The following is a 23404-nucleotide window of genomic DNA, read 5'->3' on the forward strand; positions in this document are numbered from 1 at the left end:
CGGATGTTCGCCTACGCGAACATGACGAAAGCCTTCCTTGTCATCCTCGCGACCTGTGGTGAGCGAAGTCGAACCAAGGCGAGGATCCGCTTGAATCAATCAAATGGCAAAAGCCCCCGGACGGCGTGCGTCCTGGGGCTTTGTTTGTTTAGGGGTAAAGGAAAGGCACCCCGACACGGATGTGGGGGAGCCTTGTGCGTAGGAAACTATTCTTTGAGGCTACCAGCAGCCAATAGAACACTTCATCACGCCATCAGTATCACAGGATGTTGTATATGTATTATTTAGATTCTGCCATGCAGCATAGTAATTCAAAGTGTTATTCTTATCTGCAGACTGTGTTCCTACGGTCTTATAAAAAGCTCCTGAACAAGATATTACAACATTTCCTGAACAAGTCGCCTTTGCCTTTATATCCACACCACATGGGACATCAACATTCGATGATCCGTTCGTCAACGAGATTGGACCCAGGTAGCCTACAGTGCAATTTTCGGAGTCTGATCCTTTTGAATTGGTTAGTGTCAATGAATATGTGATATTACCAGCAGAAGTTGCTCCAGCATCAGTAAAAGAAATTTTTCCACTTCGCCATGTTCCACTAGCAATGGAAACACCCGACTTCTTGATGGAATAATTACATTCTTCCAATGCAAAACATGCCGGAGCAACAGGCGTTATTGAAGCACTCTTCCCAATACCAACCTGTACTGTAGGACACGAAGATATAGAGGGCGCAACTATAGGCGCACACGGATTATACCCAGAAGAGCGAATAGAGACATACTTGTTCGCAATATTGAAATACCATCCACCATCCACTGCCGTATAATTTGCAAGGGCATTTGCACAATTTGTAGCATTATCATAACACAATTGTCCATTTGACGGAGTACTTCCATTAACTGTATATCCCTGATTTACATCAAGTCTTGTTGCAGATGCTACAAATACACATCCTGTAAACGGGTTTTGATCAATATTGCCTGTTACGATATTATTTTCGCACCCGCTTCCGCAGTAATCCGCACAATGGCATACACTAGTAGGTGACGCATATGTCACATCGAAATTGCAGGACTTTGTCGTGGCGACATCGGGGTGCGAGACGGTCAGCGTGTAGGTAACCTTACCAGAACCATTGGCATCCGTGAAAGTATTTGTAGCGGAATAGCCGTCGTAACTGCTGACTTCGCCTCCATAAACGCTCGTTCCACCCTTGGTGATATTGTACGTGCAGTTCCCTCCGCAGCCAGTGTAGCTGGTATTGCTGCTGCCCGCTTTGGTCTTGACAGGCGTTATTGTGGTTCCGGCGGCGACAGGCGTGCTCGCTCCAGGATCCGTCCAAGAATCGCAATCTAGGTTCAACGGGTAGTTTATGGTGTAGGAGCCCGAACAATCAACAGCACCTTCGGAATCTCGCGTTACCGATGCCGTATAGGTATGGGAACCCGCCTCGATTGCTCCGTTGCTAATAGAGAATCCGTATGTGTCAGAGTAGGTGCCGCTACCCACAGTTGAACCGTTCTCCTTGACGGTATAGGTACAGGTGCCTTCGGGGCAACTGACGCTTATCTTATTTGACGGAATTTCTGCCGAACCACCAAGATCCGCAGCAGAGGCATTTGTTGTTCCGCTCGTAATGCTACATGTCACCGGATCCTTCACATGCTCAACAACTTTGAATGTCTGGTCGCAAGCATCTAGGCTCTTGATTTCGGTAGCCGAGCCCGCAGGGTTCCTTACCTCGTACTTGTACAGGTTATCGCTCACGGCCATCTGGGTCGGGCCCACAACATGGGGGTTCTTTGAACAGCCCGTGCTTGCGGCCTGGGCATTTGTACATTCGGAAATCTTCGTCCCGTTGAGGTAGACCTCGTAGGCGCATCCCTTGGTGGGGCAGCCGCTCAACTCGAAAGAATACTCAGGGTTCCCCTCACCGTACTCGATCTCGTTGGATGCGTTCATCTTATTGTGTTGCAGGGTCGCGTCGCCACAGGTAATGGAACCGATGGAACAGTCGTTGCCTGGGCAGGTACACGCCACCCACTCACTCGTGTAGTTGTTCAGTTCCGAATACACCTGGGCACTAAATGTGTAGGTCTTGCCGGCATTGGCGAATGCACCCGGGTCAGCGATTCCGTATTCAAGCCCAGCATAGTCGCGTTCTATGTCGGAGAGGTAACTTGCACCATTGACATCGGCCTTCAATCTGACTTTTGCCAGCTTATCTGCATTTTCGGGAACGCTGAGCGTCACCTTCCATTCCGTTTCACCGGCGCGAGTCACCGTACACCCGTCAAACCTGACGGAGTTCTTGCAGAGGGCCTCCGCCGATGTGATCGTCACGGGGTTGCTCCCGTTATTCCTAAAGGACATGGCGACAATGTTTTCCGGGTCAAACCCTGCGGCATTGTCTGCAAAGTCTTCGTAGGCCGAAGTGCTTGCCGCAACGCTGAAATGCTTGGTAATCGTCGAGCCAGAGCCGGTTATCCTTACATGGCGGCTTTCGTGGTCTTCGCCACCCCATGCGGCACTGTTACTGATGAGCCAAACTTCAAGGTCGACATCGGCATAGTCGTTCGAAAGGGTGATAGCGAGATCCTTTATGCCTCGCAGGTCCTTTGCGGGGGTGAATGTCGGTGTATAGGTTTCGCCAGCTATAACGGACCTTTCGTTGGCAAGCAACGAAACATCGGCCTGGCACTCATTGAATTTTCCTGTCCAGAAGGGGCCGCAATGGGCCGGGTCTACCGTTGATTCCCAAGCCAGCACATCCGTCTTCGCGTACTTGCAGTTTGCAAGGGTGGCATAGGCGGTCTTTACATCTTGATCGTTGTTGTCCCTGTAGCCATGCGCACCGACTCCACTTTCGTCGAAATAGTAGCCGTTTTCACTATCTACAGTGGCATCGTTTGTGGCAGAGCCTGCCACATAGGAGTAGGACACAGAACAATCCTTGCTGTCGAACCAGCCGGAATGGCCGACCCAGGGCCTCTGGTAGTCGTTGGACTGGCCAAGACCCGTACCGTAAGTGGGCACAACCCCGTCTACCGCCACGGCGGCAAAGGAGCACTTGACAGACGGAGGGCCGTCAAAGCATTCTGAACCGTAGTCGTCACTCTGCCAGCCGATACCGTATATTTTGAAATCGCGGTCGGCCAAGCTGAATCCCACATACTGATAGTTCATGATGGCGTGGTTGTTCCCTATAGAGGAGAGGATGAACACAGCCTTGTAATAATCAGATTCTTCGAAGACACTGCTGCTGTAGAAATTGTCAGTGATAGCCTTGATCTTGAGGGAGTCGCTTCCCTTGAGTGTGACAGAGAGCATGACCATACTGGAAGTAGTTACGCTAGCCTTGGAATAGTTGTCTTTAGCGAGTTCAACTTCGGCACTGCAACTGCCGGCAGCATCAAGGCATACCCGTGCGGCAAGGTGGCCTGAAGTGTTCTCGTAAACATTCAATCTCCAGAAGCTGCTTCCATCGTCTTCGGCTCGGAACAGGAATCCCGAATTCTTGATTCTCGGAGAATCCTTTCCATAGCTAGAAGTTGCATGGGGCGGCTGGAACAGGGCCTTAAGTGTACCATGGATACCCGCATGTACGGTGCTCATGATTTTGACACCTTCCTTTGGGGCGTCCTTTGACGCCACAATGTACCCCTGGTAGGGGTCCCTCTCAACATAGGTCGTGTCGCTAATGTGTCCGCTGGCAAAGCTCCACTTGGCACTAGCTCCACTTCCGATGCAATACGCGGTTTCCGTTTCTCCCGGCTTGCTACAGGCATGCCGGTCGTTGTGTTGAGCGGTTTTCCTGAATTCGTCAAAGAAGCAATGATTGTCATTCTCGCCGAAATGGGCGTAGATGATAGCGTTATTGTCCTTCACTGTGAATCCGTTTTTATCTTCGCTAGCACTGAACTTGGCACTGGAAATCGGATCGGTCGTGGGGCAGGTCATGCCTCCATTGTTATCGCAGGTCCAATAATTGAAATCCTTGTATAGATCCCTATCGATACTTATGAACACGGAATCTCCGTCAAAAACGGAAACAGGACAAACGACATCCTTGTTCACATAGTCGCAATCGGTTGTGTGACCTCCAGCAACGACCGTTACTTTGGGCGAGCCCACTATACTACCGGTAAACTTAATACCAATCTTGCGGAGCTTCGCCTTAGCAGTAGCGCATAGGGAGATATTCTCGTTGACCTCAATTGGGGCCGATTTGGAAGCCTCGGGAATGATAACCACGCACTCACCCGCATCATCGCCCTCCGTAAGGGAGAGTGTGCCTGTACCGCTGGTGACCACATTCCACAGGCTGTTCCTTGTTTCCGTAGAGTAACCCGGTGACCAGGAGGGTTTTACCCATTCCTTCGATGTGCTGTTGATGATTGGGCAATCGGGCCAAGCATTTATCATTGAATTTTCAGGACAAAGGTCGGCATTCTCGCTCTTGTTACAGAAATCTTTGATGTCGTTTATATCGCTTACATTGCAACGCGTGAGACTTGCCGTGGAAGCCATGAGAAGCGTCGATGTCCATGGACTTGCCAACTGGTATGCATCTCCAGGTTGCAAGGTGAAGGTCACCGAGCCATTGGAGGCATCCCCAGCCGGCGTCAGAGTGAACAGCGTGGGAGTTTGGTGATTGACATCCACCCCAAAGTGGAATGTGTAAACATCATTCTCCGGCTCTACGTTGTCCTTCACTTGCAGAGTCCAGCCAGAAGGGACGGAAGATCTGTGCACCTTGACATTAATTTCGTTGGAGTGGGGTGGGAGATTTATCTTGACTTCGTGGGGGGCGCCTGCAGTGAGGTTGGCTGAAGGTTCCAAGAAGTTGACTGGCGGGGCTGCACTCTGCGAGCCCTTGACCCAGACATAGAAGGGAACCGACTTGTAACCATCCGCAGAGGCGGTACAGGTATAAAGTCCCTCATCCAGTTTGGCATCCCCAGAAACCAGGTTGGAACTTATATTAAGCGAGGGGGAGCAACTATAACTAGCCGTTGCTTTGCTGACATTAGCTCCATTCAACGGAAGCACATTAAAGTAGTCGATAAGTTTCCCGTAAGGATCCTTGGTCAGGTAAATGATACGGGGCAACACGATAAACGACTGGCTCAACGGGGAGATTCCATTGGCCGCATCAACAACCGGCACCATCTCGCTGGATTCGTATTGCGTTTCCAAAGTCACGCCTAACTGCGGAGCCATGGAAATGTAGTAGGGGTCCTTACCTGCGGACTTGAACACGGCCTGAGTATTTCCGCCTGCTGCTGCAGCGGCGGCGTTTACAGCGTCGGCACCACAGGGCTTACCCTTATCGCAGACAATACCGTTTTTACCCAAATCCTTCAACAATTCTCTGTCTGTAACAAACGCTGCATTTTCGAATCGATTGTTAGCACACTTTGCCGCCGGGAAATAGAGCGTTCCCGTAAGCTTGATTTTACTTCCCTCACTAAATCCCTGATCCGTGTCCATGAAGATGAACACATGCTTGATAGTTGCTGAAGTGGATAACTTATCCGCACCCTTCTTTAGGTAAAGCAAGACAAAAGAACCAGGATCAGAGGTGCCCATGATACCGTTGTCGGAGGCCGTTATCAAGGAGTTTTGTGCAGTAATTTGATCCTTGACGATGATAACAAATTTTCCAACCAATGTTCCACTGATATTGTTCATCGCACCTGGTATTTTTACAACCAGATATTCCTTATTGTACAGCTTGTTGGCCCGACTGGTAGAGTCTAGATAAAGCCTCGAATAACAAGCATTCAAGGAATCAACCAGCGTACTATTCCACCCCGTTGCAGTGGGGCAGGCATTCTTAGATTCTGCGAAAGATTCTAGCTCATCCAGGGGAATTTCTATGGGGTCATCCACAAAGTAATCTGCCCCGCATTTTTGTGTAGTTAGCTTATTTCCCCAAATTTTCCTACATTTTTCTTCAACGGCATCCCCACAGGCAAAATCAGGCTTTGCAACCCAATCCGACTTGTTGTGCATGTTTCCGCCGATTTTGAACCAGGGGTTCACCCCGCAAGTCGGTCGGTTGGCGTCTCCGCTACTGCTCTTGCAGAAGGGGGATCCCGTAATTCTGGACTCTTCGTAATTGTAGAAATTATAGGTGGCGTTTGTGGCATCATAAAAATACTGTCCACCGACCTTGTACAGGCCTGCTGTTACGGCACTCTTGAAATAATTGTCAAACTTGTTATTGTCATTGGACCACATCGGTATGGGGAACCAGCCACCACCCTTGTCGCCCTTCCACCCGCTAATGGGAGTTACATCGTACTTTCTCCAGTCGCTAGTGCTATAGGTCTTTTGTTCAAAAGCGACAAAGCCCGTTTGTGTTTTTGTGTTATCAAAAATGTAATATCTATCGCTGTTTACCGGTCGACCAGAAGGGAAAATACCAGAAACCGTGGCAGTCGTCCAATCTTCCCAGCCTTTAGAATAGTCGGTCCACTCGTTCAACCCTTCAGAACCATACGTATATGTGATGTATTCCCCATTGTCTTTAGCCAGCTCGCCGCAAACCAACGGCCCTTCTGTCGGGTTCTTCTTTATAAAATGACCGATATTACTCCCCGGATTCACCCTCTCCCAGTTGTCGGAATTATCACCATAAATTCTGAACCTCTTGTTTTCCGGACAGCGTTTTTTTCCGGTTTCTGTGTAGGTCTTGCTGGAAAGACTTGAATAATCTGACGACGCGCGGGCTGATTTGATATAGACCTCGGAGCCGGACGTACCCATAACTATCTGGTCGTAATTATCCGTATTTTCCTGGAAATTATTTATTCTGACTACGCTTTCCGTAGCGCATCCGATAAAGTCCTCATCTCCATAGTTACAGGATTTTGTACCCGTTAGCACGCATCCGATATTTTCTTTTTCGACCCAATACAGGTTATTACCGTTTGTCTTATAATTCCTTGCACAAGCATAAGTCTTACCTCCATTATACCAGTCGTAATCCTTGCACTGGCATGAAGAATACGCCTGACATGTGCAACCACTTCTAGCTGTAGTCTTGGCCGTACTACCCCAACCCAGGGGTTGCTTTCCCGGCATCCATACATTGCCTTCCACAACAAAAGTACTATTGTTGTTAAAATGAAGAACTACCGCACCGTCTTCATCAACACAGAGGTTTCCTTTTATCTTGGCTTTTTTTGACCTGTCATACGAAGACATGTATCCCTTTAAGGTAACATTGCTATCTATTAGCAAATTATAGTTAGCATCAGTAGTTATGCCTGTGGCCCCGAGGATGACATCTCCACTAAAGTAGGCGCTCCCCGACAGATCAAAGGAACTTGCGGTGGGGATTCCTGCATCCTTACCCACAAACAAATCTTTGCCCTTAATACCGTCGTTTTGTGCAGAGAGATTCCCGCCAATACAGGTAAGCTCGCCCAGATTCATGCCGGATCCGCTCAAATTTGCGTTTCCCGTGACAATCCAGTTACTCGTTGCTGTCGGCGGGTTCACGCCTGTTTCTTCAGTACCCCAGTTTCCATTTACTACGGCCGACTCATAGTCCGTCCCCGTTCCCGAAACACCGCCTCCAAAGTATGAGTAGTCAAAGTCAGGAGGATCACCATCGTATTCCTCCTGTACCGTGGGTTTGTCTACCTGGTAAAGACCCGATATATTGAGAATGGCCACCTCGGTGTGCCTGGCTAATCCGTCCCGAGAAATGCCTTCAGAGAGAATTTTCACCTTGTACAAGCCGTTTTGTGTAGTTACACCTGTGACCCACACATGGTGGTCCTGGGTCCCCCCCTGGACAAAGCTCCTTATCTGGTTATCCAGGTTGATTGGTTTCTTTTGGGACTTCGGTTCGTCAGTATTCAAATCATAGATGTACTGCCTAATAAGGGCTCCCACATCGTTGGCGTGGAATGTCATCCAAGCGCGAGTATTCTCGATACCCGCTACGGCACTCTGGTAGGCCTCCCGCTGCATCATACGGCTGGCACTGGAGTGGCCCTCGCTGGTAATCCACTTGTAGGTGGCGGTGGCCGCGATGGTGGCCACCAGCATGAACATGAGAACGGTGACTAAGGAGACACCCGCTCTTTTCTTGTTTTTCATTCCAAATTTCATAATTCCCTCCTAGTCGCGGGGTCCGTTGCTTGGGATAGGTATAACTACAATAGTTTCGCCGGTTTCTCCCGCGCCTCGAGTAATCTGCAGCGACAGCTGCAAAGCCTTGATGTTCTGCTTGTCGGCCTTATGTGCTTCCGGGTTGTAAGCCGTTTCAAAACTGTAGTTCAAGCCGGGTACTTCCGTAACCTTCAGGTTCTTGATTTTCAGTATCGCCTGAGAAGCCTTCGGCGAATAGCAGGCAAAGGTAAATGCAATGCAGCCAGAAACATCTGTCGGTACGGTGAACCTCATATTACGCTTGCCTGTTCCTTGTGAGTTATACGGTGGAAAAAACAAAAAGTCGTCGAGCATTCTCTTTGGCGGGTCAGCGGCAGCGTCCATCAGGTAATTACCGTTAATATCCCTGAGCCCAACGGACATGTGGTCCTCGCCAGGCACAAAGACCTGCAAGGGTATGTTGGGATCCGAGGACATGTTGGTAAAGGGTATTTCGAAGGATATCTCGTATGTGTGCCCCTTTTGGAATGTAATCAGACCCAGATTTTGGCAGTATTCCTTCCAAGATCCCGCATCGCCGCTTGATATAACAGCGAATGCCTGGTTCATGTTGTTATGGTCGGACTTGAGCTGTCCCTGGGCGTTGTCATAGTTGGTATAGAACTGCGAAAGCGTAATCTCTTCTCCAGCCCCCATTTCTTCTTTGCCATCGTTTTCCGACTTGAAGTTGAAGAAATGCTCGTCGCCAGTCCTTGGTATCAGGCGGAACGAGTTCCCAGGAGTCGGGAAAATCTGCTCCTCGGCCCCGGTTACGGGGTTCGGAGCCACAACCTGGAACAACCCCACATTCGTTGAAATTTCCACAGCATCTGCGCGGGCCGCATCGGCGCTCCTTGACGGACACGCCTCTTCGGCCTCGCCCGAAACCGTACGACAACTGCGTTTAAGAACCTGGCCCTCATCAACAAACCAGCAAATCTCTTCCACAGCCTTGTAAAGGCCGTTGGCATCATAACGGGCCCGCCTAAAGTACAGAACACTCTGCCCATTAAGGGGAATCGTATCTATAAAGAATGAGGAAGAATCCCCGCTGGCCTTGTCCCAATAGACATCATCATAAATACTGCTAAAGTTGTCACCAAAGGAACTTCCATCAGTGGCATCGCCCGCCTCTTTTGAACTCTTTGCCCCCATCTGAGATGCATCTGCTTTAAAAAGCGTTGCTACATTCTCGACCTCCTGGGTGGCCTTGAGGATATTCTGGGTGCGCACACGGAACTTGGTGGAGTCGCTGAAGGCGCGCCCCGCCACGATGACAATAATGCCGAGGATGGCCATATAGACCATCAGTTCCATGAGGGTGAACCCGTTCTTGCGTCTAATCATCTGATTACCCCCGAAACTGAAATGGACTGGATGGAACCTTTGTAGGGCCAGCTAACCGTGACATTGACCCGCTTGGCGTAAACATGAGCAGCGCCATTTTCACCCACAAGAAGGCTACTCGAATTCGCCTCAAATGTTTCGTCGCCGGAAACTTTTACATTGACTGTGTAAGTAATGCTTATGTTGTGTTGCACAATTCCTGGCTGACCTTTCCACTCCTGGACAATTTCTTGCGGAGGAAGGCTCCAAGTCCCGTCCTCGTTGTTGGTGAGGTGAGCGTCCGTAAAGCTCGCAAGCCCCTTGGAACTCAAATCGTCAATCACATTTTGGGCCACCTCGGTAGCGCCATCGCGGCCACGGATACGCAACAAGGCGTCACGGTTGCCCGTCTGCAGGTTGCAGACCGCGGTGTACAGAAGTCCAAGCACCAGTGCCGCAACAATGACCTCCATGATGCCAAAACCGCGCTTGGGCTTGCACAAAACTGGTAAACGCTGAACGAACATTGTGGCCTCCCTATAGCTTCGACCAGTCATCCGATCCACTCTTCAACTTGGATATAAACACATTTTTAGTCCTTTCTTTAACCGCGGCTGCATACAAGTCGCGGTCGCCATATTTCACCACTATGTAACCCTCGTAAGGGGCGGTAGAAAGTCCTGGACGCGGGATAAAGGATGCCTGGGCTTCCGTCGAAGATACTAGGTTATAGCCATCAAGCCCACCAAAATCACTAGTGATAATCGAGGACTGAGCATCAAGCACCAAACTATCGATAGGGGTGTCGAAATTGCCAGAGGCACACGACGCTCTGTAAGTTTTGAGCATTCTGTCCCCGTCATTTCGGACGCACAGAGAATCGTTAATCTGGCGAGCCTTGTTGGCAACCATTTCTAGGTAGGCCGCTACATTGAGAGCCGAATCCTTGGTTCGAGCATTAGCCACCGCACTTTGAAACCCGACCACACCCATGCCCGATAGGATGCCCATAATAGAAATCACCGCCAGTAACTCGACCAGCGTGTATCCCGCTTTTTTATGTGGTTTGCTCTGCATATACAGTTCCCTATTCAAAATCACCCTACGACCAAAAACTGGGTGGGCACACCTCCCTAAGCCCGGAAACCCAGTTTCCCTTCCTGCTTAAAATAGCTTTTTTTTTCGCAAATAGTTCACATTTTTTTACAAAGGGGACAAAAACCGCCTTTTCGAGGTAAAAAAGGCAGTTTGTGACGAGTGATGGGGTGGAATACGCTTGTTTAACGCAAGAAATGCGTCAAATGTTTATTTTAGCGCTTCTGCTTTGGCGATAATGCTCTTGGAAACGCCCTGGGACCGGAGCAGTTCAATCACTTTGTCTATTCCTTTCTCCATTCCTTTCTCCATTCCTTTCTCCATTCCCTTTTTCATGCCTGCACGACGGCCTGCCCGCTCTGCGGCACGTCGAGCATCGCCGGCACTTACAAATCCCAGTCTTTGTCCTATGCTTTTCCATGCCATCTGCAATTCCTCCAGGCTTTCCTCGTCGATGAACTCTCCTAAATATAAATTAATTTTGTCAAGAAAGACATTCTTGCCGTAATTCCCCAACATCCAAAGACGCTCTCCTATGGCTCGCGCCAAGTCTGACAGTCCTCGCTTATCAAAGGCATATTTCAGTATAAGCGCTCCAATCGCTGCTTCCACATTGTCGTCGGCGAGACACGATTCATCGTTCAGTTCAGACATGTTCACCATCACGAGTTCAAACGGAAGATCTTTTCCCTGAAATTTTGCGCGATTCTTACGCTTGAAGGCTGCCACCGGGTCCCAGCTTCGTTTTCCGTTGTAGATTATTATCGCTTTGGTCGGATACCAGCGGAATTCCGGGTCGTTTTTGTTTACCATTACATTGAACGCATATCGCCCCACCTGGTCGAGAAGTGCTCTGTCGGAAGCGGACTTGTGTTCTAACAGGATTCCCACGAACACATCTTTGCCCCTATACGCCTTCGCCGTGAACGCGAGATCCGATTCGCCCTTCTCGCCAACTTCGTTGTAAAAGCCGGGAAACAGCGTAAGTGTGTCGAGGTTCACGTCTTCGAGCATGGCATCTAGCTCCCTGTTGGCTTCACGTGCAAGGGTCAGGAGAGTCTTTGCGTTGGTCGGTTTGGAATAGATGTAACGGAAGAACCCGTCATGGTTCCTTCTTGTTGGATTGTTGCGTTTCTTCAAGTTTCTTGAATCCACCTGCTTGTTATTCATTTCATTGTCGTGTGCGTCCCGTTAAACGGTAGGGCGGAATGGCCCTACATTGTATAAACGCTTTTTTGGGCCAAAACTTGCCTGAAAATTTTGTTTACGTACGATGTTTTACAAATGAAAGGGGATGGCGATGGTAGGGATAGGAGATCCCGGCACTGTGGCCGGGATGACAATGAAAGAGCGCGAGTAAAACGAGGAAGATGTTCGTCATGTTCGTCCTGGAACACTGGTGGTGTGAGCGCTTGCAAATGTTGTTTTTTGAGAATTGGACCTATAAAACGGCGCGTTTTGCCACTTTTATATGCCCCTGAAATCAAAAAAATGCCTCGGAGTGGCCTTTTTGAGGCATCATGCTCAGAAAAAGGGCCGAAAAACGGTCTGTTTTGACGGAATTCTGTTAGTTTGTATGGAAAAAGGGCATATAAGAAGACATTTTTCCCAGTTTTATAGGTACATGTCGAACGCACCGCCTTCTTGGAGACATATAAATCGCCTCAAAAAACTGGTTTTATAGGTCCGTCGGGAGAAATCGGGGGTGTTAGGGGGTCCCGGCACTAGGCCGGGATGACAACCCCCTAGGGGAAGGGGGTGATGAAAGACACGGCTAGATGGCGGGTCGTGGCCCGCCATGACGCCGTGGCTGCAATCAGGGGGAAGGCTTTCCCCCTTTTTTAGGTAGGAAAGAGTCGCTCCTTTTGGCGAAAAACGGGGATTTTGCGGGTGGTGTGACATTCCGTGCACACCGCTTTGCCTATTATTTGGGGCATGGAGTGGAAACGTTTGTCGGTGGTACAGCGGCACAAGAGTCGCGGGATAAAGACCTGGTACCTCCGGGAAAATTCGGGCGGCGTGATTTCGTACAGGTCGCTGGGGACCACGTGCAAGAGGGTGGCGGAGGAGTGCCTGCAGAGGCTTCTGGTGCTGCGTTTCGCCATGCCCGGGGAGGTGCTGGAGGGGGTGCCCATGGAGGGTGCTATGCGGGAGTTTCTGGAGCGTCCGGGCCTGAAAATGGGCAGCGTGGAGCAGTACCGCCGTATTCTGGAGCATTTTTCGGGGTGGTGCAAGGCCCAGCGGGTCCATGACCTGCTTTCTGTGGACGAGAGGCTCGCGCGGAAGTACTATGCGTCGCTCCGGGGGAAGTCGGCGCGGCACAAGTGTCGCGTGTGCGGGTGCTTTTTGAGCTGGGTTTACCGGGAAAATCGGGTGGAGCGGGCCCAGCCTTTCAAATTCGTGGATTTTCGGCGGGTGGCGAAGGTGGAAAGGGACGCCTGGAGTGTCGATGAGGTGGAGCGCATCGTGGAGACGGCGCCTACGGCCGAGATGCGGATGCTGTGGGCGCTGATGGCCTACGCGGGGCTTCGGGTCCACGAGGCGGCGGGGCTTAGGCAGGCCGACATTCTGGGGGACCGTTTCCAGGTTGTGGGAAAGGGGGACAAGTTCGCGGTGCTGCCCATAAACGGGCGGCTCCGGCGGGAACTGGAGCGGTTCGGAAGCCTGGGAGACGGGCTGAAAATCGACAAGCAGAAATCTATTCGTGAAATCAAGAAGGTCTGCGCGCGGCTGAAGATTGAAGGCTGGGCGTCGAACCACAAGTTCCGTCACAGTTTCGCGACGAATCTCGCGGCCAGCGGGTGCCCTGTGGCGGTGGCCATGCGGCTGTTGCGGCACAGTTCCAGCGCCATGACGCTGGACGTTTATACCCACATTGTGCCCGCCGATATGCGGGAGTGGGCGGAAAAAGTGTAAAAGTTGCGCCGAACTGGGCGCAAAAATCATGCCAAATACAGGTGGGCGCGGACCTGGCTCCGGTTAGCTTCGATTAGCTCCGGGTGCAAAAATCGAGCCAAATGCGGATAAACGCGGGTAGGCTCAGACGCAAAAACTGTGCCCAAATAATGCACACAACGCGCCAATTCCTTTATTCTAAAGGGAAAATACATACAAGCTATTTTAAGCTGGACGGGAAACTGGGTTTCCGGGCTTAGGGAGGTGTGCCCACCCAGTTTTTGGTCGTAGGGTGATTTTGAATAGGGAACTGTATATGCAGAGCACATCGCATAAAAAGGCAGGCTTTACGCTAGTGGAAATGCTGGCGGTTATTTCCATTATGGGTATCCTTGCTGGCATGGGGGTTGTCGGTTTCCAAACCGCCGTGGCGCACGCCCGCACTAAAGACGCCGCCCTCAATGTGGCTGCCTTCTTGGAGCGCACGGCCAACGAGGCCCGCAAGTTGAACACCTCCCTGTGTATCCGCAATGACGGCACCAGCAAGCTGGTGGTCTACAAGTCCGCCTGCAATGCCGGTACCATGGGCGATGCTGTGGACCAGCTGGTTCTGGAAAGTCAGGTTACAGTTGTTGTTAGCGATGTGGATGATGTTGGCGGTGGCGGAATCAACTTAATCACTTCGACAGACGCCAAAGCCACGTTCAAACCGCGCCTGGGGCTTTCATCGGCACCCTATGAAGGGTATGTAGTCGTGAAGTACGGCAGTGAACGCGGAGCGGCGGTCAAGGAAAAGACAAAGAATTCGTTCAAACCCAAGTGGAGCCCTTCGGGGTCCTGGTCGGATTTGTAGGGGGCCTACGATGCACGTGCAGAATGACATAAAGCAATCCCGCAAGCGTGGCTTCGGCATCATGGAAGTCATGGTGGCGGCTTTGGTGCTTGGCCTCTTGTATGCTGCAATCTGCCAGCTACAGAAAGGTAACCGCGATGCGTTGCTGCGCATCCGTGGACGCGACGGCGCTACTGAGGTGGCTCAGAATGTGATTGACGATTTGAGCTCTAAGGGACTTGCAAGTTTTGCAGACATGAACCTCACCGAAAACGGTGACGGGACCTATAGCCTCGAGCCACAGACAATTGTCAGGGAGTGGAAAGGTCAACCGGGAACAGTACCTTATACCATAAGCATCGATTATACGGTCAATGTGAAAGTCTCTGGTGACGACGAATACAAGGCAAACACAGGGAGCCTTCTTTTGGGAGCAAACAGCGTCTCCCACATTTATGCCAAACGGGTGGACGTCACAGTTAGCTGGCTCTACAAGGGGTCCACCCAGTCCATCTCTGTCTCGGGGGTAATCAGATGATTAGACGAGAAAAAGCCGGTTTCACCCTCATGGAACTGATGGTCTACATGGCCATTTTGGGCATTATCGTTATTGTGGCTGGCCGTGCCTTTAGCGACTCCACTAAATTCCGCATACGTACCCAGAACATACTCAAAGCTACCCAGGAGGTTGAAAATGTGGCGACGCTGTTCAAGTCAGATGTGGCTCAGATGGGAGCGAAGAGCTCAAAAGAAGCAACCGTAGCTGGAGGAAATGACTCTTTTGAAAAAATCACAAACTGCACTTCCACTGCAGATTGCATTTACATGGACCCCAACAACGCTTCAGCGAACAATAAGGATTCTTCTTCTTTTGCAATCACAAGCAAGGAAAAGAATAAATATGACAGCATTGCGTTATTGCGCATTCGCTACGATGAACAGGGAAAATACCAAGCGCTAGAAAAAGTGGAGTGGTACGTAGAGGATGAAGTTTTGAAACGAAGCTGCCGACTAATGCAAAAGATAAGCAGCCTTAATGTAACCGACGACCCATGTTCCAATGGGCCAAATTCAACACCTACACCTGTTGAAATGGCGACAGGTGTAAAAAAATTTACTGTCATTCCGGGATTGCCAAATATCCGCAGCAACGCTGCCGCAGGCTATACAGAAGAACAACTGTTTCCTCCTGGAGGGGGTGAATCCTTTAAATTTCTTTCTCGCTATGGTGAGACAGACTATATCATACTTTCCATTCTGGATAATGGAACTTCGTCTACTTTGAGCGGATTCAAGCGAAATTACGACCTTACCGATGCGACAATAACCACAGAAAGTAAACAAATGAACCAGGTTTTTGCGGCAACAAACGAGGACTTGGAAGGCGATTGGAAGGATCGATGCTACAAGTTTAAGCTAGAGCCGGGAATAGAGTATGAAATCTCTTTTGATATGCCGTATCCTACATCCGCAAAAGACATGGCACAACTTTTCGTTCCTGGTCGAGACCACATGTCTGTGGGGTTCCGTGACATTAATGGGGATGCACCTGCAACAATTGACGACTTCCTCTTTTATCCGCCAACAAGCAACGAATCCGTTGGTAAGCGAGCTATGCGCTTTACAGTACCAGATACACTAAAAAATCAGTGTTTGGCATTCACATTTTCAACTTACTCACCAAAAGCTGCAGAAGGGACAGTCACTATTTCAAATCTAAGGCTTAGGCGAGTTGCCAGTTCCACCTACAATTTTAATCCATCAGTTAGTTTGCCCATTAAGGACAAGAAAAATGTCAAGGCTTTGAAAATCAATCTGCAGATTGCTCGAGGCGACAAGAACCCCGGTGAAACAGGTGAAATTGAAGTGGTTATACCAACTCCCAGCAATGGCCCCAGGGACTAGGAGGGAATTATGATGTTCGGAATTCAAAATTCAAAAATAGGAACGAAAGCCGGTGTATCCTTAGTTACCGTACTTTTGTTTATGCTGGTAGCCACCATCGCGGCTACTGCTACCTACAAGTGGATTACCAGCGAAGGTAAATCTAGCACGAGTCGTATGATAGAACGTGAGGCGTACCAAAGCGCTATTGCGGGTATTGAAAACGCCCGTAGCTGGATGACATATCATGCAAACGATGTAGGTGCGTTGATTAAGCAATATAAAGAAAATGGTAGTAAGCCAGTGAAACTGGATGGACAGTTGGCTGAGTTTATGCGTGCGGGACAAACTTTTCATGTTTGGCTTACTGGCGTAAATACAGAAAGTTCAACATATAAGTTGAAGATCGTATCACAGGGCATTGCTCGCGATGGCGGAGCAACACATAGCGAAGTGGCGATTCTTGATGTAAATGGGCTATACCAGGTAAAGATTCCCTCAGTAAAATATACAGGAGAGGCGATATTCAACGAGGCTTTCTTTGGTTCTGCAAAAAATGGAATCAGTCTAGAAGTGAACTCGGCGATTTTCAATGGCGATACAAAGTTCAACACAAAATTTAATGCATCTGATTACGTTATCGTTACAGGAAATGTTAACGTTAATAGCAATACGAATGTAGGGGACCTTTATGTTAAAGGAAATTTATGCTCTTGTACAAACCTTAATGTAAGTGGCAACACCTATGTAGAAAGTAAGATGTACATAAATGGAACACATGTATACAATGGTGACATTTATGCAAAAGGAGGAATAGACCTATCAAAGAAAGGCGCAACGGGGTGTCAGTGTAACACTGGCTATGGAGGCGATTTTACCGTTGGTGGAAATGTTTCAACAGAGGGGGATCTCGTAATGTCACGGGCAACCTCACCAAATGTAAATACATTTGGTGGAAATCTCGTCTTAAAAAATGGTGCAAAAATCGATTTCCCTACTCTTTCGGAGTTCTCGTATAGCACTGCAGGGGGATTGCCGACTCAAACACATATTAGCGGGAATGTTTTTCTAGATGGTGGATTTTCAAACGGATGGTTCATGGGATATGCAAGAGCTGGTCAGGTGTCGCTTACCTCCGCAGGAAAAACATTTTACTCATCAACCCCAATGTATCGGGTTTCTGACGCAAATCAGAATGTCGTGTATAGTTGGTGGAAAAAAGCAAATAACGAGCATCAAGATACTGATATTTCAGGAGACGCAGATGGGCTTTATGCAATCGATAAAGGTGGCCGCAGCTACAAACTGACGGCGGTTCCCAAAAACACTTTTTGCAACAAGTCTAATTGCCAACCTACAGATGATTTTTCTGACACTTACTTTTGGGACAACGCACATTTTTACTGTCCAAGTTGGGAACAAAAGGGATATTGGGAGGGATTTAACTGGATTACGTATAGTGAGCCATCTGGATGTGGAAATTGTTCTTGGTATCAAGAAAAAGCTGGTGTAGGGGACCGGAATGGCTACAGATGGAAATGCGATACAAAAGGAAAGCAAACAAGCCGAAATGAAATCTTTGTGCAAATCAACGGAACATACTCCGCTACTAAACCGGATACCACCGGCTGGGGAGCAGACAGATTAATGGACTATGAGAATAAAATTACTGATGAGAATACGGGGTCGGGATGCGGAACATCAAATCATGTAGCAGATCCTATACAGTTCAATAAGGATCTTCTCACCCACAACTTGATGCATACGAAAGATAAGCCGATGGAATGTGATGATGCGACGCTTTGGAATTCTTGGCCAAATGATCCCTGGGGTCAGTTGAACTCCTGCTATCAGAAAGCGAAGGCGGCCAATAAGCTTTATGACAATCAGTGGCTTTTAATAAATGTCGGCAAGGCGGTTTGGGCAACGGAAAATTCTCATTATCTGCAAGGCAACTTTATAATTGTGATTGAAGGCGATAATGGCTACGGTTTATATTTGCCACAAACAAGGGCTCAGGCCGATGAGTCCCCTTCCCATGTAATTCTTTATTTCCCCAATGGATATGACAAAACGCTCAATAGCAAAGCATCCTCTGGCCCAATGAATTATTTTGTCTTCAGCGACGGAGATTTAAAGAATACACAGCTGGGCGGAACAAAAATCAACGGCTCGGTTTTCCTGACAGATTGCCATAATATGGGAAGCGACCAAACGATTAAAATCGAGTTCAATCCAGACCTTGTCGCAGCCCTTGAAGGCTCCGGCGTCATCTGTACTAATGATGGTACTGATAAGTGTTCTCCCAACGCAGGTAGCTCATCGTCCGCCGCTTCTTCGGCTTCTTCTGAAACAATTTCTTTCGGTGGAACAGACAGTTACTATATCTCTACAGCTCCGCAGCTTTCTATCACGCTGGAAAGCCAGTATGCAAACAACGAAAATGTTGAAAATATTGCTAGCACAGGGGAAGACTCTAAGGGGAGTTTCGTAGTTCTGCCCCGTGTCATCTATTTGCCAACCGACCCACCAGGAAAACTTGAACATTACTACAATGTAATTCCGCTTAATTCAAAACAAACTGTGGAATCCCAGTCCATTACTTGTGAGGGCGGAATTCCGACCAGCGGCAAGCTTTACGACGGAACAACATCCCTTGTAGAAGGCTACTACACTTGCAATGTGTCAGGAACTGTTTCTGGAGTAAGTTCCACCGTCCCGTTATATGTTGTAGTTCGTGGAACCGATGCCACCACCCCGAAGGTTACATTTGTTACAGATGATGTAGAATTGCCCAAAGAAGAGGCTACAACAGTTCAATTAACGGTCCCCAATACCACAGGAGCCGCCCAAACCTTCAAAGTCAAGGTAGCCCGTAGCGGAACAGAGACTGGCTGGACCGTAACGCCTATAAACCCCATCGGAGCGTGCGATGCAAATAGCGAATGTACCTTCCAAGTCAGCACCACTGGCGGTCCAACGAACATTTTTACGGTCACGAATAATTCCGCAAGTTCTGGAATACTTACCTTCCAGATTTTGGACTGCATAGAGGGCGGTTGCAATGTAGGCATCCCCAATATTGAGCTCGTCTACATATTTAGTAGCGTCAAAGTCAAAAGGAAAACACTTGCCGAATGGTGTGCCGAAAATGGGGATGATGCTGATGCAACGAAATGTGCTAAGAAAAATCAACCTGACTGTCCTTTATCAGACGAATGGATTCGTGCAAATGGAACAAATTGTACCGCAAATCCAATCAACAATGCTTGGGATTGCGACATTACAGATGACATAAGTCTGGAACTCATTAATTCAAATATTCCCGATGGCTGTGAAGCTATAATTCCAGGAGACAACCTACTAGAAGCACCTTTTGCCAACAAGTCAACAAGGTATCTTTATGCCTCACTCAAGGCAAAGAAAAAAATGTTCCATACAGGGTTCAAAATACCTTCTGATATTGACCCTGATCAGACAATTCATATTCTTGCAGAACACAACGGAGTTGCTGATGAAGAAAAGGATTGTTCCTATTCTGATTTCACAAGCAACACGGATGGTGTCCGAGAAGAACACTGTGATATTGATGTTTACTACGGATCGCGTGTAACCCTGAGCCTAAAGAATGACTCCGACCGAGACAATTTTAACTACTGGCTATGCACCTCTGGTGTAGATTGTCCTAGCGAAAAGATTCCTGTCAACACCTACACTTACTCTATTTCCATCACTGGTGAGAATACGGTCTACGCACACTATAACGAAAAAGATAAGCATTGTTTCTTTGACGAGTTTAAAGACAAGAAGAATTCTTACGGAAACCGCGCTACCATGGCGTGTGGAACAGAAAAAGAGTACTGCATTGATGTATGTAATGGCACATGTTCTAACGCAATTACTACTAGTTCTGGTGATGGCGCCATGCCAGATGCAAAATGGAGACTTATTGATGGAGACTTGAGCAATATTGAGTTCTCTGGCGATGGGAAAATCAGCCTAAAATCGAACACCACGCGGGGGCGCAAGGAAAACACCAAGGGTTCCGCTACAATTATGAGTTCCGTGCAGGCAGGCATCTATGGAACACTTAAGGCTCAGTTCCAGGTCCCCCGTGAGGGCGTGAACGAGAATGACGAAGCCAAGTCAACAATAAAAAAATCAGGTTTTATGTTACGCTCCAACACCAATGGAAGCAGCTATTTAATGCTGAATATCTTTAGCGACATATCTGGATATCTAAAGGCTAGAATTTGTTTGAATGGCGGTAATACCTGTAAAGAGAAAAGGATTGGTTCCGCTAGCGCCAATGAGGGTGCCATTGTCACAATTTCTGCGACACTGCAAAAACTAGTCAATCCAAGTGATGGAACCTATAAGGACGAACTTGAAATTCGCGCCTATACAAACGCATTTAGCAGCTACTATGAATTCACGACCTTCGATTTAACCAATTCAGAACTGAATGGCGTTGAGGATTTGGCAAATCAGACTCATGAATATCTGGGAATGAAGCTTTCTGACCAAAATTTCAAGATTTATGGAATTGGATGGAAGAGTGACGACTATGTTTCAGAATGCTGGGATGTTTATCCAACAGTTTCATGTTCTTTCAAAGCTGCATACGCAGGCGGCATTGTTCCTCAATCCACAGCGCTTTCGAGTAAACCCGTTAAGCCATGGGTCGGACTTTCCAGCTGGTTCGAAAATGCTGGTGGATGCACTCGCGTATATTACTACAAGGGAAACGACGCCGGTTGTTACGGCAGTGTGACGGGAACCGATGATTACAAGGAATGTACGAATAATTATTATGAATTTACCACAAGTGGCCCCCACGGTGCAACTGCGGATGGCGATAAAACGGCAAAAGCAGGTGTTAGTGGGTGTACTGTTTATGGAGAGGCTGCCGCCTGGGCGAATAGCGCTGTAGCGGCACACTGTGGTGCTTTCTGGGTGGGTGAATTTAAGAATTGTAGTCAAAATGTGGCTTTTGGTCATACAGTCGATGGAGCTGACGGTAGTTACTTTGCGCTTGATGCAAATGGATCCGGGGCTGCCAATCTTCGAGATGCCGATTTAATCGTCACCCTAGACAATCCCAATGGTGCAGAAGTATCGGTTTATCTATTCAGTAAGAATTCAGAAAATGGTTACACCTACGGCAGTGCCCCTGTTTACAGCCAGTCCTATACCACGACTATGCAAGGGACCAATTTCGACATCTCCATAGCCGTATCCAACATCTCTAATGTGGAGGGATTTGATCCTGAACATGTGGTGGGAGTGTACATAAAGACTGATGACGCAAATGTGAATATCCGTGCGGTACGAAGCAGTTGCGAACATGTGTTGAAAATAGCAAGCTGCTCGGCCAGTTGGGATGGAGTAAATCGGAAGTTTAACATTTCTGCCAAAGTGAACAACCATTCCGATGCGGGTAGTTTTACAGTTACTGAGAAAAACAGCAACATTACAGGGAGCATTGCAAAGGATTGCAAAAATAGCGAATGCAGCTGGTCGGGAGACAATGCCGAGTTTGAATGGAGTTACAATGCGTTCGACGATGTTGTCTCTGATCCTTCGGGGTACAGGGATTACTATTTCGTGATAGGCATGAAGGACAAGGAAGGAGGGGATACTGAGGACTCCCCCTGCACTACTCCGGCGGTCCGAGTAAGCAAGATTTCTGCCACATGCAGTGTAAATAAGGAATCTGTAGAGAGAGGTACCGGACTACCCGTCTTTACCTATTCCATAAGTGGGTGTCCTTCAGATAACACTGGTTGCCCGTATGAAATTAAACTTCAAGATATTGATCAACAACTGATTAGCGCCTCTAGTGGCAATTTCAACGGAAAGACAACAGATCCAGAAGCAGCCAACACAAGCGGGAATCCGCTTGATGCGGGAACCTACAAATTTGTCATGAAAAGTACCAATGCCAACCAGCCGTTTGCTGATTGTGAGGAAGAATTTACCGTGACAATTCCGTCAAGCTCATCGGTAGAAAGCAGCAGTAGCATTCCTTCGAGTAGCAGTGTGGCAAGTAGCAGTTCTGTCGCTTCGAGCAGTAGTGTAAGTGGAGGCGGATTCTCTTGCACTTACACAGGCACAACAGGTGTAAAAATCCAGGGAGGAGTCGGCAATCAAAATCTGGCTTCGACCAACGCACCGCATGCACAATATGACTTGTACATTGATGATGAAAAAAAGGTTACCGGTACTTGGGGACTTGGATTCAATTTTACTACGCCCACGTCGCTTGGCAATCATACTTATAAGGTTACTAAAATGGGAGAAACAGCTCCACAATGTCAGGGATCTTTCGAAGTGGTCAACCCATTGCAATGTAGCGTCGATGATGTGATTCCATTAAATGTTGCAAAAACATTTAGTGTATCCGTGATGGACAATTTTAGTTGTTCAAATTGCAATTACACTAATGTCGATTGCGGATACAGTTGTAGCGGAGGGAGTGTAACCAATTACAGCTTTACGCTAACAAACATGAATACAACAGAATTGAAGGTTCAATGTCAGTGCAACGACAACATCAATCAGACATGTGCAAAATCTGTCACTGCAGTTCGTACCGCACCAACATTTAGTTGCAAAACGGGGCTGAAAGCCACCGTAGGTGAAACGAACAATGTGAAAATTGTTTTGCTGGGTGTCACTGGTTGTGATGAAAATAGCCCTTGGTGCCGCTCCACCATTACGGGAACAGGAATCAGCGATCAAACAGGAATTGGCGTTTCTGACGGATCAACTGTAAATCTCACGGCTTTCACGGATAATGGTGGTACTGACGGGGCTACTAAGACCTATACGGTAACTCTTGAAAATTCTGTCGGCCTTAGCGATGCCAGAACCTGCAGTGTGGAATTTACCGCAGGTTCCAGCTTTGCGTGCAATAGTGGTAATTCTGCGGCTTTGTCAAGCATGACAGTACAGACAAACAAGTGCTACAAATACACTGTCGCGAGTTCGGGCAATTTCTATGTTGGAAACTGGTCTGGATCCGGAGTTGGAATGACCTATACTGATTGCGGAGGAACTCCGCATACAGTCACTGTGGCTAATGGTAATTGGACTACATATGCCGTGGGTGGCGGGTGTGAAATCTACGCTGAATTTACAACAAGCGCCTATGTGCAATTTAACACTTACTAAAAGCAGGTAATACTTAAGGCT

The 23404-nt window shown here is 48.3% G+C and carries 10 protein-coding genes; 5 read left to right on the forward strand and 5 right to left on the reverse strand.

The annotated features are described in order from the left end of the window. Window positions 1-219: 219 nt before the first annotated feature. The 5 genes from IKB43_06120 to IKB43_06140 form a co-directional block, all read right to left on the reverse strand. Window positions 220-8136: a pilus assembly PilX N-terminal domain-containing protein gene (locus IKB43_06120; GenBank protein ID MBR2469711.1), complete on the reverse strand. Its 7917-nt coding sequence runs from the start codon at window positions 8134-8136 to the stop codon at window positions 220-222. Between the two features lie 9 nt (window positions 8137-8145). Continuing rightward, window positions 8146-9522: a type II secretion system protein gene (locus tag IKB43_06125; GenBank protein MBR2469712.1), complete on the reverse strand. Its 1377-nt coding sequence runs from the start codon at window positions 9520-9522 to the stop codon at window positions 8146-8148. Further along, window positions 9519-10028, reverse strand: coding sequence for a type II secretion system protein (locus IKB43_06130; GenBank protein MBR2469713.1), 510 nt, complete (start codon window positions 10026-10028; stop codon window positions 9519-9521). The genes IKB43_06125 and IKB43_06130 overlap by 4 nt, the downstream gene beginning before the upstream one ends. 10 nt (window positions 10029-10038) lie before the next feature. Beyond that, window positions 10039-10578, reverse strand: coding sequence for a prepilin-type N-terminal cleavage/methylation domain-containing protein (locus IKB43_06135; GenBank protein MBR2469714.1), 540 nt, complete (start codon window positions 10576-10578; stop codon window positions 10039-10041). A 228-nt stretch (window positions 10579-10806) separates the two neighbouring features. Further along, window positions 10807-11766, reverse strand: a complete 960-nt coding sequence (locus IKB43_06140; protein ID MBR2469715.1) for an Rpn family recombination-promoting nuclease/putative transposase — start codon at window positions 11764-11766, stop codon at window positions 10807-10809. A 765-nt stretch (window positions 11767-12531) separates the two neighbouring features. Between IKB43_06140 and IKB43_06145 the strand changes: the two genes are divergently transcribed. The 5 genes from IKB43_06145 to IKB43_06165 all read left to right on the forward strand — a co-directional run bounded on the left by IKB43_06145 (window position 12532) and on the right by IKB43_06165 (window position 23383). Further along, the gene (locus IKB43_06145) at window positions 12532-13512 is read left to right on the forward strand and encodes a tyrosine-type recombinase/integrase (protein MBR2469716.1); all 981 of its coding nucleotides are present in this window, start codon (window positions 12532-12534) and stop codon (window positions 13510-13512) included. A 295-nt stretch (window positions 13513-13807) separates the two neighbouring features. Next, entirely contained in the window at window positions 13808-14344 is a 537-nt protein-coding gene (locus IKB43_06150) for a type II secretion system protein (GenBank protein MBR2469717.1), read from the forward strand. 10 nt (window positions 14345-14354) lie between these two features. Continuing rightward, window positions 14355-14861: a type II secretion system protein gene (locus IKB43_06155; protein ID MBR2469718.1), complete on the forward strand. Its 507-nt coding sequence runs from the start codon at window positions 14355-14357 to the stop codon at window positions 14859-14861. After that, window positions 14858-16228 (forward strand): prepilin-type N-terminal cleavage/methylation domain-containing protein, encoded by a 1371-nt coding sequence (locus IKB43_06160; GenBank protein MBR2469719.1) that lies wholly within the window; start codon window positions 14858-14860, stop codon window positions 16226-16228. The genes IKB43_06155 and IKB43_06160 overlap by 4 nt, the downstream gene beginning before the upstream one ends. Window positions 16229-16237: 9 nt before the next feature. Then, window positions 16238-23383 carry a pilus assembly PilX N-terminal domain-containing protein gene (locus tag IKB43_06165; GenBank protein ID MBR2469720.1) on the forward strand — a complete coding sequence of 2382 codons (7146 nt, stop codon included), beginning with the start codon at window positions 16238-16240 and terminating at the stop codon, window positions 23381-23383. The last annotated feature ends 21 nt before the right edge of the window (window positions 23384-23404 follow it).

The sequence above is a fragment of the Fibrobacter sp. genome, from assembly GCA_017503015.1.
GTDB lineage: Bacteria > Fibrobacterota > Fibrobacteria > Fibrobacterales > Fibrobacteraceae > Fibrobacter.